Origin of the sequence: Embleya hyalina (genome assembly GCF_003967355.1) — a bacterium.
GTDB lineage: Bacteria > Actinomycetota > Actinomycetes > Streptomycetales > Streptomycetaceae > Embleya > Embleya hyalina.
Window position 1 is genome coordinate 779,444 of record NZ_BIFH01000013.1, and the last position, 16,818, is coordinate 796,261.

A 16,818-nucleotide genomic window follows, 5' to 3' on the forward strand; every position below is an offset into this window, starting at 1 on the left:
AGTACGAAGTGGACGGACCTCGTCCGCTTTTCCGGATCCGTCCTGTTACCGGGACAGGGCCGGTTGCGTCGAATTCACTTTCTCGCATCATGTTTCCAGGGTCCGACAGCCGGTCGGGGGAGCCGAGTTCCGGAATACGGGATTCCGAATTCGGGGAATCCGCATGGGCGGAGAGCACGACCGCGGGCAGCCCGTGGCAGGTGGAACGACAGTGGAGCGCGCACGTTCGTGGTGATCTCGCGATCTCACCACGCTCTTTTCAGCCTGTTCCGACGCGTTTTTACGAGGGAGCCGAATCCGGTGCGTTCCATTGGCGTTTCACAAGCGCAGGAGAGCCTGTGGCTGGCTCAGAAGATCGCGCCGGATGTGCCGAACATCCCCGGGTCCAGGTGGATCGTCGTGGGCGATGTCGACGTGGAACTGCTGCGTGCCGCGCTGCGCGTCGTCTTCCACGAGAACAGCACCGCACGGGTGAACTTCCGGCAGTTCGGGGACGAGTTGCGGCAAGTGGTCCGCGAGGGCGACACGGACACCTGGACGCCCTCCTTCCACGACGTGAGCGCTGCCGACGACCCCGAATCGGCGGCCCACGCGTGGGCCGACGCCATCGAGCGAGAGCCGGTCGACCTGGAACACGACCTCCTGTTCCGGGCCGGGATCGTCCGCGTGTCGGACTCGCGTCACCTGGTGTTCCTCGCCGCCCATCACATCGTCGCCGACGGCTACACGTTGACCCGGCTCCTGCCGTTCCGAACGGCGGAGTGCTACCGGGCCCTGAAGCAGGGCGCGCCGATACCGGAGCGCTCCCACGGCGCACCGGAGCTGATCCGCGAGGAAGACCTACGCCACCGGAACTCTCCGCAGTTCGCCGAGGACGCCGAATTCTGGCGAACGCGTCTGCACGACGCGCCCGAACCGCTACGGCTGCCGGGCCGGCGCAGCGCCGGCCGCCCCTCGGTGCTGCACCACGAACTGGCCGTGCCGACACGGGAGACGGACGCGTGGTTCGAGGCCGCCGCGGCCATCGGCCTGCGCATGCCCGCCTTCCTGACCGCCGCGGCCACCGTCTTCTTCCGGCACGTGGGCGGGCGCCGGGACTTCACCTTCTCCATGATGGCCCTCGGCCGCACCAAGGCCACGAGGGACTTCTACGGTTCCTACTCGACCTCCCTGCCCTTCCGCGTGCACGCCCCGTTGGCCACGCGGTTCCGAGACTTCGCGCACACGGTCTCCGACGAGCTGTGGCAGGTCGGGCGGCACTCCACGCACCAGGTCTCCGACATCCGTTCGGCGGCCGGGAGCCCCGACACGGGGTCGGTCGCCGGCCCCTTCGGCGTCACCCTCAGCATCCTCCCCTTCGTCGCACCGGTGGTCGACTACGCGGGTGCGAGCGCGCACGGGCAACCCGGTTCCTCCTGGGGCGCCTTCGACGACCTGCACTTCGCCGTCTACTACGACAGCCGCGCCAAGAGCGGCCTGCACATCCGGGTGGACGCCAACAGCACCCTGTACAGCGCGGACGACGTGCGTCGTTTCGCCGCCGGCCTGGTCGCCTGCATCGGCGGCACGGCACGCCACCCGCAGGCCGCGATCGGCTCGATGGACCTGCTGGGGCCGGGTGCGCGCGAGCAGGTGCCGGGCATCGCCGACGGCACGGCGGCCGAGCTGCCCGAGGTGACCGTTGCGGAACTGTTGGCAGGCCCGGCGGCGGCGCATCCGGACGCGGTCGCGGTGCTCTTCGAGGATCGGCGCGTGACCTACGCCGAGCTGGCGGCGCGCTCGGGCCGCCTCGCCCGGGAGCTGACCGGCCGGGGCATCGGCCCGGAGACCCTGGTGGGGCTGGCGCTGCCACGCTCGATCGACCTGATCGTGGGCATGCTGGCCGTGCTGGAGTCGGGGGCCGCCTATCTGCCGATCGATCCCCGGTACCCCGGCACCCGACTGGACCTGATCCTGGCCGACGCGCGGCCCGCGCTCGTGCTCACCGACGCGGACACGGCATCCGTCCTCCCACGGACCGGCATACCGCGTCTGCTGTTCGGTGACGTCGACTTCACGAGCACGGCCCGGGAGCCGGCTCCCGCGCCGATGCCGGTACGGCCCGCGAACGCCGCGTACGTGATGTACACGTCGGGCTCCACCGGCACGCCCAAGGGCGTGACCCTCACCCACCGCGACATCGTCAACGGCGTGCTGCGCCTGCGGGACGAGGTCGGTATCGACGCGGGCACCCGTACCCTCGCCGGAACCTCGATCAACTTCGACGTCTCCGTCTTCGAGGTGATCACCACCCTGGCCGCGGGGGGCACGGTCGAGGTCGTCCCGGACGTGCCGACCATCGCCGAACGCGGTGGTTGGCGAGGGGGTGTGATCAGCACCGTCCCGTCCGTCCTGACCGCACTGCTGGACCGGTGCGGCGACGCGCTGCGGGCCGACGTCGTCGTGCTGGCGGGCGAGGCGCTGCCCGCCGCACTCGTACGGCGCACACGCGAGGCCATTCCCGGCGCCCGCGTGGTCAACGCGTACGGCCAGACCGAGTCCTTCTACGCCACCACCCACACCGTCGGCGAGGACCGGCCCGGAGCGGTGACCGCTCCGATCGGTGTGCCGCTGGGCAACATGCGCGCCTACGTGCTCGGCCCGGGTCTGGCGCCCGTACCGCCGGGCATGCCGGGCGAGTTGTACGTGGGCGGCCACGTCGCGCGCGGATACCGTGACCGCCCCGGCCCGACCGCCGAGCGCTTCGTGGCCGATCCCTACGGGCCGCCCGGTGCGCGCATGTACCGTACCGGCGACCTCGCCCGCCAAAACGCCGACGGGCACCTGGAATACCTCGGCCGCACCGACGCCCAGGTCAAGATCCGCGGCATCCGGGTCGAGCCCGGCGAGATCGAGGCCGTGCTGACCGCACACCCGGGCGTTGCGCAGGCCGTGGTCGTCGTCGGCGCCAACCGTTCCGGAGAGCGGCAGTTGGTGGGGTACGCGGTGCCCGTCGGCGCCGGCCCCTCCGGTCTCGGCGCCGCGGGCGGCCTCGGCGAACCGCTCCTCGACCTGGAGGGGACCGTGTCGCCGCGAGAACTGCGCCGATTCGCGGCCGCCAGGCTGCCCGAGTTCATGGTGCCGTCGGTGTTCGCGTTGGTCGACCGGCTCCCGCTGACCCCGAACGGCAAGCTGGACCGCAAGGCCCTGCCCGAACCGGAGGTCACCGTCGGTGCCTACCGCGCCCCGGGCACTCCCGTCGAGGAGGTGCTGGCCGGGGTGTACGCGGAGGTACTGGGTCTGGAACGGGTCGGCGTCGAAGACGACTTCTTCGCCGTCGGCGGCGACAGCATCCGCTCGATCCAGGTCGTCTCGCGAGCCAAGGCACAGGGCGTCGAGATCACACCCCGGCAGATTTTCGAATACCGCACCGTGGCCGAACTCGCCGAGGTGGCCGGCGACGCGCGCCACACGCCGGTGCTCGCCGAGTTGCCCGGGGGCGGCGTGGGCTTCACGCCACTGCTCCCGGCGGCCCACCACGTGCTGCGCGCGGGCGGCGGCCACGGCCGGCTCGCCGCGACGACGACCGTCGATCTGCCCCTCGGGATCGACGAGGCCGGTCTGGTCGCGACGCTGGCCGCGGTCGTCGACCGGCACGACATCCTGCGCTCGACCCTGGTGAACGGCGACGAGGCGACGGGGCTCGACGTGGCCCCGCCCGGGGCCGTCGATGTGGCGGGGCGCATCCGCCGTGTCCCCGTCGACGGCGATCGGGGCCGGGATCGGTCCGACCGGGCGCGCGAGGAACCGGACGACGCGGCCGACCGACTGGCCCCGGAAGCCGGGGTGATGGCCCGGTTCGTGTGGTTCGACGCGGGCCCGCGAACCGCGGGTCGCCTGAGCATCGTCCTGCACCACCTCGTCGTCGACGACGTCTCCTGGCGCATCCTGCTCGCGGACCTGGCCGCCGCCTGGCGGCAGGTCCGCGACGGCCGCGCCCCGTGCCTCGCCGAGGTCGCCACGTCGGTACGCCGCTGGGCGCACGCCCTCACCGAGGAGGCGGCTTCGCCCCGGCGCACCGGCGAACTCGCCCTGTGGCGACGCGTGGTCACCGGACCCGACCCCGACCTGGGCCCGCGCCCCTTCGACCCGGCCGTCGACGTGACGTCCACGGTCGGGTACGTACACCTGGAACTGCCCGCGCCCTGTACGCGGACCCTGCTGACCACCGTGCCCACCGCGTTCCGCGGCGGTGTCGACGTCGGTCTGCTCACCGCACTCGCACTGGCGGTGGCCCGGTGGCGCGAGCGTCGCGGCATCGCCGAGACCTCGCTCCTGCTGCGGGTCGAGAGCCACGGGCGGGAGGAGACGACCGTGCCGGGCGCCGATCTGTCCCGTACCGTGGGCCGGCTCACCGGCGTCTTCCCCGTCCGCCTCGACGTGCACGGGATCGACCTGGACGAAGCGCTCGAGGGCGGGTCGGCCGCCGGCGCCGCCGTCAAGGCCGTCAAGGAACAACTCGCGGGCATCCCGGACAACGGCATCGGATACGGGCTGCTGCGCCACCTCAACGCCGAGACCGGCGAAGCCCTGCGCCGGTACTCCACCGGGCAGATCGCCTTCACCTACGCGGGCCGGTCCGCGGCGGCCGGGAGCACGTCCGACGACCTCGACGGCCTCGGCTTCACGCCGAGCGCGGGCACCACGGGCCCGATCCCCGAGCCCGATCCGGACATGCCCGCACCCGCGTCGCTGGACATCGACGTCCACGTCGACGAATCGGCCCAGGGTCCGTGCCTGAAGGCCAGGATCGGCTTCCCCGAGTCCCTGCTGTCCCGCCGTGACGTACAGGACCTGACGGACCTGTGGCGCACGGCGCTGGAGGCGCTCGCCGACCACGGCAGCCGCCCCGACGCCGGCGGGCCGACCCCGTCCGACACCGCCCTCGTGGACATCGACCAGGCCGAACTGGACCTGTGGCAGGCGCGGTACGGAAGGCTGATCGACGTCTGGCCGTTGACCCCGATGCAGTCCGGTCTGCTGTTCCACACCATGTTCACCGGTGCCGGGTCCTTCGACGCGTACCACATGCAGCTCACCTTCCACCTGTCCGGCGAGGTGGAGCCGGAGCGCATGCGCGCGGCCGGGCAGGCCCTGCTCGACCGGCATCCCAACCTCGGCGCGGCCTACCCCGCGAACAGGTCGGGCGAGTGGCGCCAAGTGGTGCCGGAGCGGGTGGAACTGCCCTGGTGCCACCTGGACTTGAGCACGCTCGACGCGCCGCACCGGGACGCGGAACTGAAGCGCTTCCTGGCCGCCGACCACAGCGCGTACTTCGATCCGGCGACGCCGCCACTGCTGCGGCTCTCCCTGGTCGAACTGGCGGCGGACCGCTGGGAACTGGTCCTGGCGGCCCATCACATACTGTTCGACGGCTGGTCCGTGCCGCTCCTGATGAAGGAGTTGGCACGTCTGTACGCGGCGGCCGGCGACGGCACGGCGCTGCCCGCGGTGCGTGGCTACCGCGACTTCCTGTCCTGGTTCGCGCGGCAGGATCGGCAGGCGGCGGCCGACGCCTGGGCCCGGGAACTGGCCGGGATCGAGGAGCCGACCCTGCTGGTCCCCGACGCGCCCGGAGACGGGCACGGCACGGGGATCGAGCTGATCGAGGTACCCCTGTCGGCGCAGGCGGCGCGGGACGCGGCCCGGACCGCGGCCGAACTGGGAGTCACGTCCAGCACCCTGCTCCAGGGTGCCTGGGCGGTGCTCCTGGCCGGGCTGACCGGGCGTCAGGACGTGGTCTTCGGCACCACCGTCTCCGGACGGCCGCCCGAACTCCCCGAGGTCGACGCGATGGTGGGCCTGTTCATCAACTCGCTTCCGGTGCGCGTCGACTGCGCCCCCGGCCGGACGCCGCGCGAGATCCTGACCGGACTGCACCGCCGACAGGGCATCCTGCAGGACCACCAGCATCACGGCCTCCTCGACATCCAACAGGACCTCGGCCTGAGCACCCTGTTCGACACGATGGTGGTCCTGGAGTCGTACCCCGTCGACGGCGCGGCCCTCGGCGAGGCGACATCGGCCGCCGGAATCCGGATCACCGGCCTAAGCCCGCTCACCGGTGTGCACTACCCGATGGCGGTCGTCGCCCTCGCCGAACCGCACCTGAAGGTGGCCGTCCAGTACCAGACCCACCTCTTCGACCGCGAGCGCGCGAGCGGGATCGCCGCCGCGTACGCGAGGATCCTGCGCCGTCTCACCCAGGACCCCGACACACCGGTCGGCGCGATCGACATCGTCACCGGCGCCGTCCGCGACCGGCTCCTGACCGAAGGGAACGACACCGCGACGGCACTGCCGGAGAGCACCCTCGGCGAACTGTTCACCGCGCGGGCCGCCGAGGCCCCCGACGCCGTCGCCGTCGTCGACGGCGAACGGCAGCTCACCTACGCCGAGTTGGAGACCCGCTCCAACCGGCTCGCCCGGGTCCTCGCCGCACGAGGCGTGGGCCCGGACACGCCGGTCGGGCTCGCGCTGCCGCGTTCGGCCGACCTGATCGTCGCCACGCTCGCGATCCTCAAGGCCGGGGGCGCCTATGTACCCCTCGACCCGGACTACCCGGCCGAACGACTCACGTTCATGCTGCGCGACGCCGCCCCCGCCATGATCCTCACCGACACCCGGCTCGCCGCGGAACTCCCGCCGGACATCCGCCCGTTCCTGATCATCGACGAGCCCGCCGTCCGACAGGAGATCGCGCGGTCCGCCGATCGCGCCCCGCGACGACGGCACCATCCCGACCAACTGGCGTACGTCATGTACACATCCGGCTCCACCGGCACCCCGAAAGGCGTCGCCGTCACACACCGCGCCGTGGCGAGCCTCGCCCTGGACCGCCGCTTCGCGAACGGCCCGCACGAGCGGATCCTGATGCACTGCGCACAGGCCTTCGACGCCTCCACCTACGAGCTGTGGACCCCGCTGCTGCGCGCCGGCACCCTCGTCCTCGCCCCGCCCGGTCCCCTGGACACCACCACACTCGCCGATCTCGTCGCCGCCCGGGGGGTGACGCTCGCGTGCTTCACGGCGGGACTGTTCAAGGTGGTGGCCGAGAGCGCGCCGGAGAGCTTCGCGGGCCTGCGCGAGATCCTGGTCGGCGGCGACGTGCTGTCCCCGACCGCCGTGGCCCGGGTCGCCGCCGCCTGCCCCGACACCGCGATCTTCAACGCGTACGGACCCACCGAGACCACCAGCTTCTCCGTCTACCACCCCGTTCCCGCCACCGCTGATGTACCCCACACGCTGCCCATCGGCCGGCCGAGGGGCAACACCCGCGCCTACGTCCTGGACTCGGCCCTGCGACCCGTGCCGCACTCGGTCCCCGGCGAGCTGTATCTCGCGGGCACCGGCCTGGCCCGCGGCTACCTCGGGCGCCCCGCCCGGACCGCCCGGTCCTTCGTGGCCTGCCCGTTCGGGCCCGCGGGGGAGCGCATGTACCGCACCGGCGACATCGTCGTGCGTACCCCCGACGGGCGGCTCGAGTTCCGTGGCCGCGCCGACTCGCAGGTGAAGATCAACGGCTTCCGCGTCGAACCGGGGGAGGTCGAGGCCGCCCTGAGCGCCCACCCCGGCGTCGCCCAGTCCGCCGTGACGATCGTCGCGGACCGCACCGGCGAGCGACGCCTGGTCGGCTACGTGGTGCCCGGCGCCGACCTTCCCCCCGCCGTCGACGAGGCACAGCGGATCGAGGGCTGGGAGCAGATCTACGACCGGGTCTACGCCGAGCCGCGTGCCCCCTGGGGGGAGGACTTCTCGGGCTGGGAGTCCAGCTACACGGGCCGGCCGATCCCGGCGGCCGACATGCGGGAGTGGCGGGCCGCGACGGTGGACCTGATCACCGCGGGCGAGCCGCGCCGGGTGCTCGAACTCGGCGTGGGCTCCGGCCTGTTGATGTCGGCGATCGTCGCACGGGTCGACGAGTACTGGGGCACCGACCTGTCCGTCGAGGCCATCGAACGGCTCGCCGGCGAGGTCGAGCGGGCCGGGTACGCCGATCGGTGCACGCTGCGCCGGCAGCCGGCCGACGATGCGAGCGGCCTGCCGCACGGCCGCTTCGACGTCGTCGTACTCAACTCCGTCGCGCAGTACTTCCCCGACGCCGACTACCTGGACCGGGTGCTCGCCCGGGCACTGCCGCTGCTCGCGCCCGGCGGACGGCTGCTCGTCGGCGACGTGCGCAACGCGGCCACGCTGTGGCTGTTCCGCGCCGGAACGCAGCGCGCCCGGCGTCCGGACGACTCCCCGGCGGCGGCCCGCACCGCGGTCCGGCGCGCCATCCTCCTGGAACCGGAACTGGCCCTGGACCCCGAGTGGTTCACGCGTTGGGCCCGGCGGCACGGCGTCGCGAGCGTGGACGTCGCGCTCAAGCCCGGCCGAATCCACAACGAACTCACCCGGCACCGCTACGACGTCGTGCTGCGCCCGGATCCGGTCGCCGGCGCCCTCACCCTCGGCGACGCTCGGCGTGTGCCGTGGGGCCCGGAGGCAGCGGGTCCGGACGACCTGGACCGGCTGTGGCGCACCCGCGACGGCGAGGGCGCGCTGGTCGTCACGGGCATCCCCAACGCCCGGCTCGGCGCGGAGGCGGCACTCGCGGCGGAGCCGGCGCCGACCGGTCCCGCGACCGGGAGCCCGACCCGCCCCGCCGCCGGGCACACCGACGCCGTCGGCGCGGCCCTGGACCCGCACGACCTGCTCGTCTGGGCGGCCGAACGCACCCTGACCGCCCGGCTCACCTGGTCGGCGACAGGAGCCGAACGCTTCGACGCCGTGCTCCTCCCACGCGGCCACCGGCCCATCGCCCTGTGCCCCGCGACCACCGCACGCCCCGATCGGGACCTGGCCACCGACCCGTCCACCGCGTCCCGCATCGACGTGCTCGTCGGCTCGCTCCGCGGCGGGCTCGGCGAGCGACTGCCCGCCCACCTGGTCCCCGCCGCCGTCATCGCCGTCGCCGCACTGCCCCTGACACCCCACGGAAAGCTGGACCGGCGAGCCCTGCCCGTCCCCGACTTCGCGCCGACAGCCACCGGGCGGGCCCCGCGCACCCCGCTGGAGGAGTTGTTGTGCGGGCTGTTCGCCGAGGTGCTGGGCCTGGACCGGGTCGGTATCGACGACGACTTCTTCGACCTGGGCGGCCACTCCCTGCTGGCGACCCGTCTGGCCGGCAGGGTCCGCTCCGTCCTGGGCGTCGAACTGTCACTGCGCGTCCTGTTCGCGGCCCCCAAGGTCGCCGAACTCGTCGAGCACCTGCCGCACGACCCCCGTACCCGCACCCCGCTGCGCCGTGCCACACCGCGCCCCGAGACCGTGCCGCTCTCCTTCGCACAGCGCCGCCTGTGGTTCCTGGACAAGTTCGAGGGCGGATCGAGCACCTACCACTCGCCGTTCCCGCTGCGCCTGACCGGCCGACTCGACGCGGCCGCGCTCGCCGAGGCACTTCGCGACGTGGTGACGCGCCACGAGAGCCTGCGCACCCTGTTTCCCGAGGACGCCGCGGGCGAGCCCCACCAGTACGTCCTGGCCGCCGGGGAGCCCACCATCGACCTGCCCGTCGTCGACGTCGCGTCTCGGGACCTGGACGAGGTTCTGGCCTCGGCGGCGTCCCGCCCCGTCGACCTGGCCACGCAGATCCCGATCCACGCCACGCTCCTGCGCCTCGCCGCCGAGGAACACGTCCTCCTCCTGATGATTCATCACATCGCCGCCGACGGAGAATCCCTCGCGCCGTTGGCCCGGGACCTGTCCGCCGCCTACACCGCCCGCCTGCGCGGCGAGGCGCCGCGTCGGCGCGAACTGCCCGTACAGTACGCCGACTACACGTTGTGGCAGCACGAACTGCTCGGCTCCCACGACGACCCCGACAGCCTCCTGACCGCGCAACTCGACTACTGGAAGGGAGAGCTCGCGGGTCTGCCGCAGCCTCTTCCGTTGCCCACCGACCGCCCGCGCCCGCTCGTCGCGAGCCACCGGGGCGACGTCGTGGAGTTCGCCATCGACCCGCGCACGGCCGCCGCCGTCGAGGAACTGGCCCGCGGCCGCGGCGCCACCGCGTCCATGGTGTTCCAGTCCGCGCTCGCCGTCCTGCTGCACGCGCTGGGCTCCGGTGACGACATCGCCATCGGTTCCCCCATCGCCAACCGCACCGACGACAACCTCGCCGACCTGATCGGCTTCTTCGTCAACACCTGGGTCCTGCGCGTGCGGATGGTGGGCAACCCCGGGTTCCCGGACCTGCTCGATCAGGTGCGCGGCAAGTCGCTGGACGCCTACGACCACCAGGACCTGCCCTTCGAACGCCTGGTGGAGGTCCTCAACCCCGAGCGCTCCACGTCCTACGCGCCGCTGGTGCAGGTGATGCTCGCCTGGCAGAACTTCACGCGTGAGAACGTCGTGCTGCCCGGGTTGCGGGTGGCCTTCGAGCCGCTGCGCGGCCGCGTCGCCAAGTTCGACCTGATCTTCAACCTCGCCGAGTCGGCCGGCCAGGGCATCGTCGGCCACCTCGAATACGCCACCGACCTGTTCGACCGGGACACCGCCGAACGCCTCGCCGACCGCTTCGTGCGGGTCGTGGAACAACTCGTGGCCGATCCCGCGCGGCGCGTCGGCGCGGTGGACGTACTGGAACCGGGGGAGCGACTGCGCCTGAGTGCCTGGTCGCGCGCGGGCGGCCCCGGCGGGCCCGTCCCCGACCTGACCCTCGCGCAGGCCTTCGAGGCGACGGCGGCGGCGCACCCGCGGCGCCCCGCGGTCACCGGGGGAGCACGAACGCTCGACTACGCGGAGCTGAACGCCGCCGCGAACCGCCTGGCCCGCCTGCTGCGCGGGCACGGCGCGGGGCCCGGCCGGCCGGTGGCGGTGGCGCTGCCCCGCTCGGCCGAACTGGTCGTCGCGCTGCTCGCGGTCCTGAAGACGGGCGCCGCGTACCTGCCGGTCGACCCGGGCCACCCGGTCGACCGCATCGCGTACATGCTCGGCGACGCGAATCCCGGGCTCGTCGTCACCGACGCCTCGTTCGCCGACCGATCGCCGTCGGGGCCGCCGTGCGTGGTCGTCGGGGGCCCCGGCTCCGACGCGGCGCTCGCCGCGCTGCCGGGCCACGACCTCGACGCGGACGAGCGCGGCACGCACGGCCCCGACGACGCGGCCTACGTCATCTACACCTCGGGCTCCACGGGCCGTCCCAAGGGCGTCGTGGTCACCCACCGCAACGTACTCGCCCTGATGACCCGGACCCGGGACCTGTTCGACTTCGGCGCCGACGACGTGTGGACGATGTTCCACTCGCCCGCCTTCGACTTCTCGGTGTGGGAACTGTGGGGACCACTGCTCCACGGCGGGCGCCTGGTGACGGTGCCGGAGCACATCGGCCGGTCGCCGGACGACTTCCTCGCGCTGCTCGTGCGCGAGGGGGTGACGGTGCTCAATCAGACCCCGTCCGCCTTCTACCAGCTCATCCGCGCGGACCGGGAGAGCCCCGCGACCGGTCGCGGAGCGGCCCTGCGCACGGTGGTGTTCGGTGGCGAGGCATTGGATTCGGCGCGTCTGGCCGAATGGTACGAGCGGCACCCCGCCGACGCCCCGCGGTTGGTGAACATGTACGGCATCACGGAGACCACCGTGCACGTCACCCACGGCCCGCTCGATCCCGCGCTCGTACCCGGCGGCGCGGGCGGTGCGATCGGTGTCGGCCTGCCCGGACTGGACGTGCGCCTGCTCGACGGGGCCCTGCGGGCCGTACCCGCGGGGGTCGTGGGGGAGTTGTACGTGGGCGGCGGCCAGCTGTCCCGTGGCTATCTGAACCGTCCCGGACTGACGGCGGCGCGGTTCGTCGCCGACCCGTACGGGCCGCCCGGCGGTCGCCTCTACCGCTCCGGCGACCTGGCCCGCTGGACGCGGGCAGGACGGCTCGAATACGTCGGGCGCTCGGACGACCAGATCAAGCTCCGCGGGTTCCGGATCGAACCCGGCGAGGTCGAGGCGGCACTCCTCGCGCGTGCCGAAGTGGCCGACGCACGGGTCGCCGTGCGCGTGGACGCGGCGGGGGACAAGGCGCTGATCGCCTACGTGGTTCGGGCCGGCGCCCGGGATCTGCCCGAACCGGTTGTGCTGCGCGCCGAGTTGCGCAGGGTACTGCCCGACCACATGGTCCCCGCCGCCTTCGTGTCGCTGGACTCCATCCCGCTGACCGGAAACGGCAAACTGGACTACGCGGCCCTGCCCGCGCCCACGCGCACCCCGTCGGGCACCGCCGCCGCCGGGCCCTCCGGGGCCGTGGAACTGCACGTCGTCCGCGCGTGGAGCCGCGTCCTGGACCTCGACCAGGACGGCGTGGGCGTCGACGACGACTTCTTCGACGCCGGGGGAGACTCGTTCAAGGCGGTCGCCCTGGCCCGTGCGATCGGCCGGGGGCTGCCCGTGGTCGAGGTCTTCAAGAACCCCACCCCCCGTCGACTGGCCGCATGTCTGGTCTCGACGGCGGACGCATCCGGGCTGTTGCACCGCCTGACCCCCGAACCCGAGGACGGGACGGTCCCGGAGCACACCGTCGTCTGCATCCCGTACGGCGGCGGCAACGCCACCGCGTACCGGGCACTCGCCCGGGAGCTTCCCGAACGCGCCGACCTCTGGGCCGTCGAGCTGCCCGGACACGACCCGGTGCGACCCGACGAGCCCCTGCGGCCCTGGGCCGAGACCGCCGAGCTGCTGGCGAAGGAGATCGCCCGGACCGTGCGCGGCCGGTACACGCTCTACGGGCACTGCGCGGGCACGCTCCTCGCCGTCCGCGTGGCCCGCCTCCTCGAAGAGCGCGACGCCGCCCCCTCGCGGATCGTCCTGGGCGCCGCGTTGCCAGGGGGCGCCGAGGCCGACGCGGCCGACGCCCCGCGGGCGGACGTGGCCGAGGACGAGCTCTACGCCACGCTGCACGCGCTGGGCGGCTTCTCCGGAGCCCTGGACGACACGGATCGCCACCGCGTCCTGACCGTCGTACGCCACGACATGGCCGAGGCCACGCGGTTCCTGCGCGAGACCGCGACGGACCGGGAGCGGCTGCGCACCCCGATCCGCGCCGTGATGGGCAGCGCCGACCCGCTCACCGAGGGCTACACGACGGGCTACCGCGCCTGGGAGCGCTACGCCCACGACGTGACCCTGCACGTGATCGACGGCGGAGGACACTACTTCGTCAAGGACCACGCGAAGGAGGTGTCCCACGTGGTCACCGGCGAATGACCGGCCCCGGCGGGCGGGGACGTTCGCTTGCGCAGCCTCGATGGTGGCCCGAAAGAGCGCGGAGCGCCGTGGGGTCGGCGGGTGGGCGGTGCCGCTCAGCGTCTCGTCTCGTACCTGGTCAGGACCACGCCGCCGGGGAACGTCCGGGTCTCCACCAGGTTCAGGTTCACCCAGGCGTCCAGCGCGGCGAAGAACGGCGTGCCACCGCCCACCAGGACCGGGTGGGTGGCGATCGCGTACTCGTCGATCAGCCCGGCGCGCATGGCCGCACCGGCGAGCGTTGCGCCGCCGATGGTCATGGGGCCGCCGTCCTCGGCCTTGAGCCGGGTGATCTCGGCGATCGCGTCGCCGGTGACCAGACGGGTGTTCCAGTCGACCCGGTCGATCGTCGAGGAGAACACCACCTTCGGCGTGTCCCGCCAGTTCCGCGCGAACTCGATCTCCGCCGGGCCGGCGTCGGGCTGCCGGTCGCCGGTCGGCCAGTAGGAGCTCATCGTCTCCCACAACTTGCGCCCGTACAGGGTCAGATCACTCGCCTGCTCGTGGTCGAGCCACCACCGGAACAGCTCGTGGTTCCGCGGTCCGCCCCAACCGATGTCGTCGCCGGCCGCGGCGATGTAGCCGTCCAGGGTCAGGTTCATGCCGTAGACCAGTTTCCGCATGGCGCAGCCTTCCGTCCGTGGGTGTCCGGCGTATGGACCGGCACGGCGCGGGAAACTCATCGGTGCGCGATCCCGGCTCGCGGGCGGTCCTCGTGTCCGGGCCCAGCGTGGTGTACCCCACCGACACGGGCAAGCGGTGCGATCCCGCTCTCGTCCTCGCCCTCGCTTCGGGCGGCGGATCACGATCCGGTGCCGGGTACGAGAACGCCCGGTGGTGCGGGCGTCGGCCGGTAGAGGCCGGGGCGTCCCACACCACCGGGCGCGTAATGCCGGCGCCGTCTCGCGGCGTCGACCCGGTGTCGACCATCTCGAGCTCGGTCGACTCCCGCTCGGCTAACTCAGGCTCAGCGTGAGCGTCCCCGAGTAGGTGCCCGGGCGGACGAACGCGGGGGTCGTCAACGTCAGGGCGGCGTCCGCCGAAACGCTGCCGCCCGTGGCTCGACCGTCGACCGGCGTCTGCGTGCACAACTGGGCCTGGGTCGCTCCGAGCGGCCCCGGAGTGCCGGGGGTGACCTTTCCGGGCGCGCCATCGGCCGCCACGCACGCGGGGGTCCACGTCACGCTTCCGGCCGGGAGCTTGTCGGTGCCGTTCGCGGCGGTCAGCTCCGACATCGTGCCGGTGAGCGACCACCCCAGGTCGGTTCCTCGGGCGTCGACCACGGTGACCCGGTTGAGCGCGGCGTTCAGGCGCAGCGGTTTGCCGTCGATCGTCGCGCTGCCGAAGTCGATCCGACCGCCGGTCTGGGACATCGTCAGGCCGCCGGGTTTGATCTGCCCACCGACCGACTGGTTCAGCCCGGCCGGGCCCTCGCCCACCGTGTACGGCGTCCGCATGCCGATCGCGGGGTTGCCGAACTCGTACGCCGCGACCGCGGCGGTGGCCGCGGCGGTCACCGTGAACGTCGCGGTGAACGAGCCGTTCGCGTCCGCGGTGGTGGTCACGGCGTCCTCCGTCGGCGCCCCGGGCTCGTCCTGGGGCTGCACGGTGATTTGGGCGTTCGGCGAGAACGCGGTACCGCTGACGGTCACCCGGGTGCCGACCGGACCGGTGTTCGGGCTCAGCACGAGCCCTCGCCCGCCGACCGGTACGGACACGACGGTCAGCGGTGCCTCCAGGGCCACCGATCCCGACGTGACCTTCAGGAGCGCCGCCGTACTGGGCACCGCGCCGGCGACGTGCACCCACCCCGACAACACGCCGTCGACGACCTTGACGTCGCTCGCGGCGATGGTCGAGTAGCCGTTGTCGCAGAATCCGCCGAACTCGGGGAAGCACATGGTCAACCCCACCGGACCGGCCGGCCAGTGCGCGCCGGACAGCGTGACCCGGGAGTTGGAGTCGACGGTGCTCGGCGTCGCGGTCAGCGTGGGCGCCTGACTGCCCTGCTCGACCGTGTACGACGCGACCACGCCGTTGCCGGAGATCGGCACGCACGTCGCCGTCGCGAGCGGGTTTCCGCCGACGAGGGTCTGCACCACGATCGACTTCAGGGTGAGGTTCACGGTGGACCCGGCCGCCGCGCCGACGATCGTCGTGGGCACGGTGAACGGGGGCGGCACGATGGGCGTGTTCACCTCGATCGGCGTTTCGAACGACGGCGGCGTCACCGAGAGATCGCCGGTCGTGCCGCCGGACATGGCGAACGTGTAGACGGACTTGATCGTCGCGAGCGCGATCGGGATCGGGCTGGTCGCCGGACTCCCACCCGCCACGACGTGCATCGAGGTGGCGCCGTCCCCGTGCGTCGGGTCCAGGGTCACCTCGAACCGCTGCTGTCCCTCGGGGGCGCCGACCGGGGTCGTACACCGCATGACCGGGGTCACGGTGCCCGCGCCCGCCGACGGCGCGAGGGCGACCAGACCGCCGCCGAGGGCCAGGGCGGCCGCCGCCACCCGGGCGGTCCGGCGATGGCGGGTCAATCTTCGGGATAACCGTTTTGACACGTTGCTCCTTCGTGTGGACGGCCGGGTGCCGACGGCCTGTTCGGAGCCCGTCGGAAACGAAAGGCTGGCGAACCATTCGCACATTTGGATCATCCGTAGTCAAGAGCGAGGCGCGATCCGATTCATGCGACACGTGTCACCATGATCGAGAAATACCCGGGAAACCGAATATTCTTTGCCGAGGTGACTGATCGTGAATTGCGATCATGAATGATCCGTCGTGGATTTCGCCGGCGGAGAATGGCGTTCCGATCCTGCTTGACGAAATCCGAGACTTCGGATTCACTCCAAATGCGCCGACAGGAACTTTCCGCAGTATCTGTCGAAAGGGGCACCTTCCATGTCACGATCCAAAGCCCTTGCGGCCGGCGCCGCCGTCTTCGCCGGCGCCATGGCCGCGACCGTCGCACTCGGCGGCACGGCCTCGGCCGGCGGCCCGTCCACCGCGAAGTACGACTGTCTGACCTCGATCGGGGTCAGCTACACCGGCAAGTCCGCGACGTTCACCACCAACGCGTCGCACCAGCTCTCGGCCACCATCGCCCTCGCGCCGCTGATCACCATCAACAACGGCGACCTCACGATCACCGCCAACCTCGGAGGGCCGAGCGGCACGGTCACCTTCAGCGGCACCGCCGGCACGTCCGGCCCCTTCGGTCCGGTCAACCTGGGTCCGCTGAACAAGACGGCGGGCACGATCTCCGCCGGTCAGGCCATGACCGTGATCCAGTCGACCAGTCCGCCCAGCGCCACGAACTGGTCGGTCAAGCTGCACCACAATCCCAACAACGTCGACATCTGGTGTGTCGGCAAGAGCACGTTCAGCCCGGCCTTGACCTACTGATCCACCGGCCCCGCCCTCGGCGCGGCGGGGAATCGACAGCGAAGGGGTTCGACGCCGCTTCGACAGTCACGCCGGACCAACCAGTCCCGAAGC

General features: G+C 72.4%; 4 protein-coding genes. 2 read left to right on the forward strand and 2 right to left on the reverse strand.

From position 1 onward, the window contains the following. Nucleotides 1-300 precede the first annotated feature (300 nt). On the forward strand, nucleotides 301-13,275 hold the full coding sequence (locus EMA17_RS03400; protein WP_160161297.1) for a non-ribosomal peptide synthetase: 12,975 nt from the start codon (nucleotides 301-303) through the stop codon (nucleotides 13,273-13,275). A gap of 95 nt (nucleotides 13,276-13,370) precedes the next feature. On the opposite strand, the gene EMA17_RS03405 is transcribed toward EMA17_RS03400, so the two are convergent. Next, entirely contained in the window at nucleotides 13,371-13,937 is a 567-nt protein-coding gene (locus EMA17_RS03405; RefSeq protein WP_126635330.1) for a dihydrofolate reductase family protein, read from the reverse strand. Between the two features lie 333 nt (nucleotides 13,938-14,270). Then, nucleotides 14,271-15,881: a WxL domain-containing protein gene (locus tag EMA17_RS03410; RefSeq protein ID WP_126635331.1), complete on the reverse strand. Its 1,611-nt coding sequence runs from the start codon at nucleotides 15,879-15,881 to the stop codon at nucleotides 14,271-14,273. A gap of 340 nt (nucleotides 15,882-16,221) precedes the next feature. Here EMA17_RS03410 and EMA17_RS03415 point away from each other — a divergent pair, with 340 nt between their 5' ends. Then, the gene (locus tag EMA17_RS03415; protein WP_126635332.1) at nucleotides 16,222-16,725 is read left to right on the forward strand and encodes a hypothetical protein; all 504 of its coding nucleotides are present in this window, start codon (nucleotides 16,222-16,224) and stop codon (nucleotides 16,723-16,725) included. The last annotated feature ends 93 nt before the right edge of the window (nucleotides 16,726-16,818 follow it).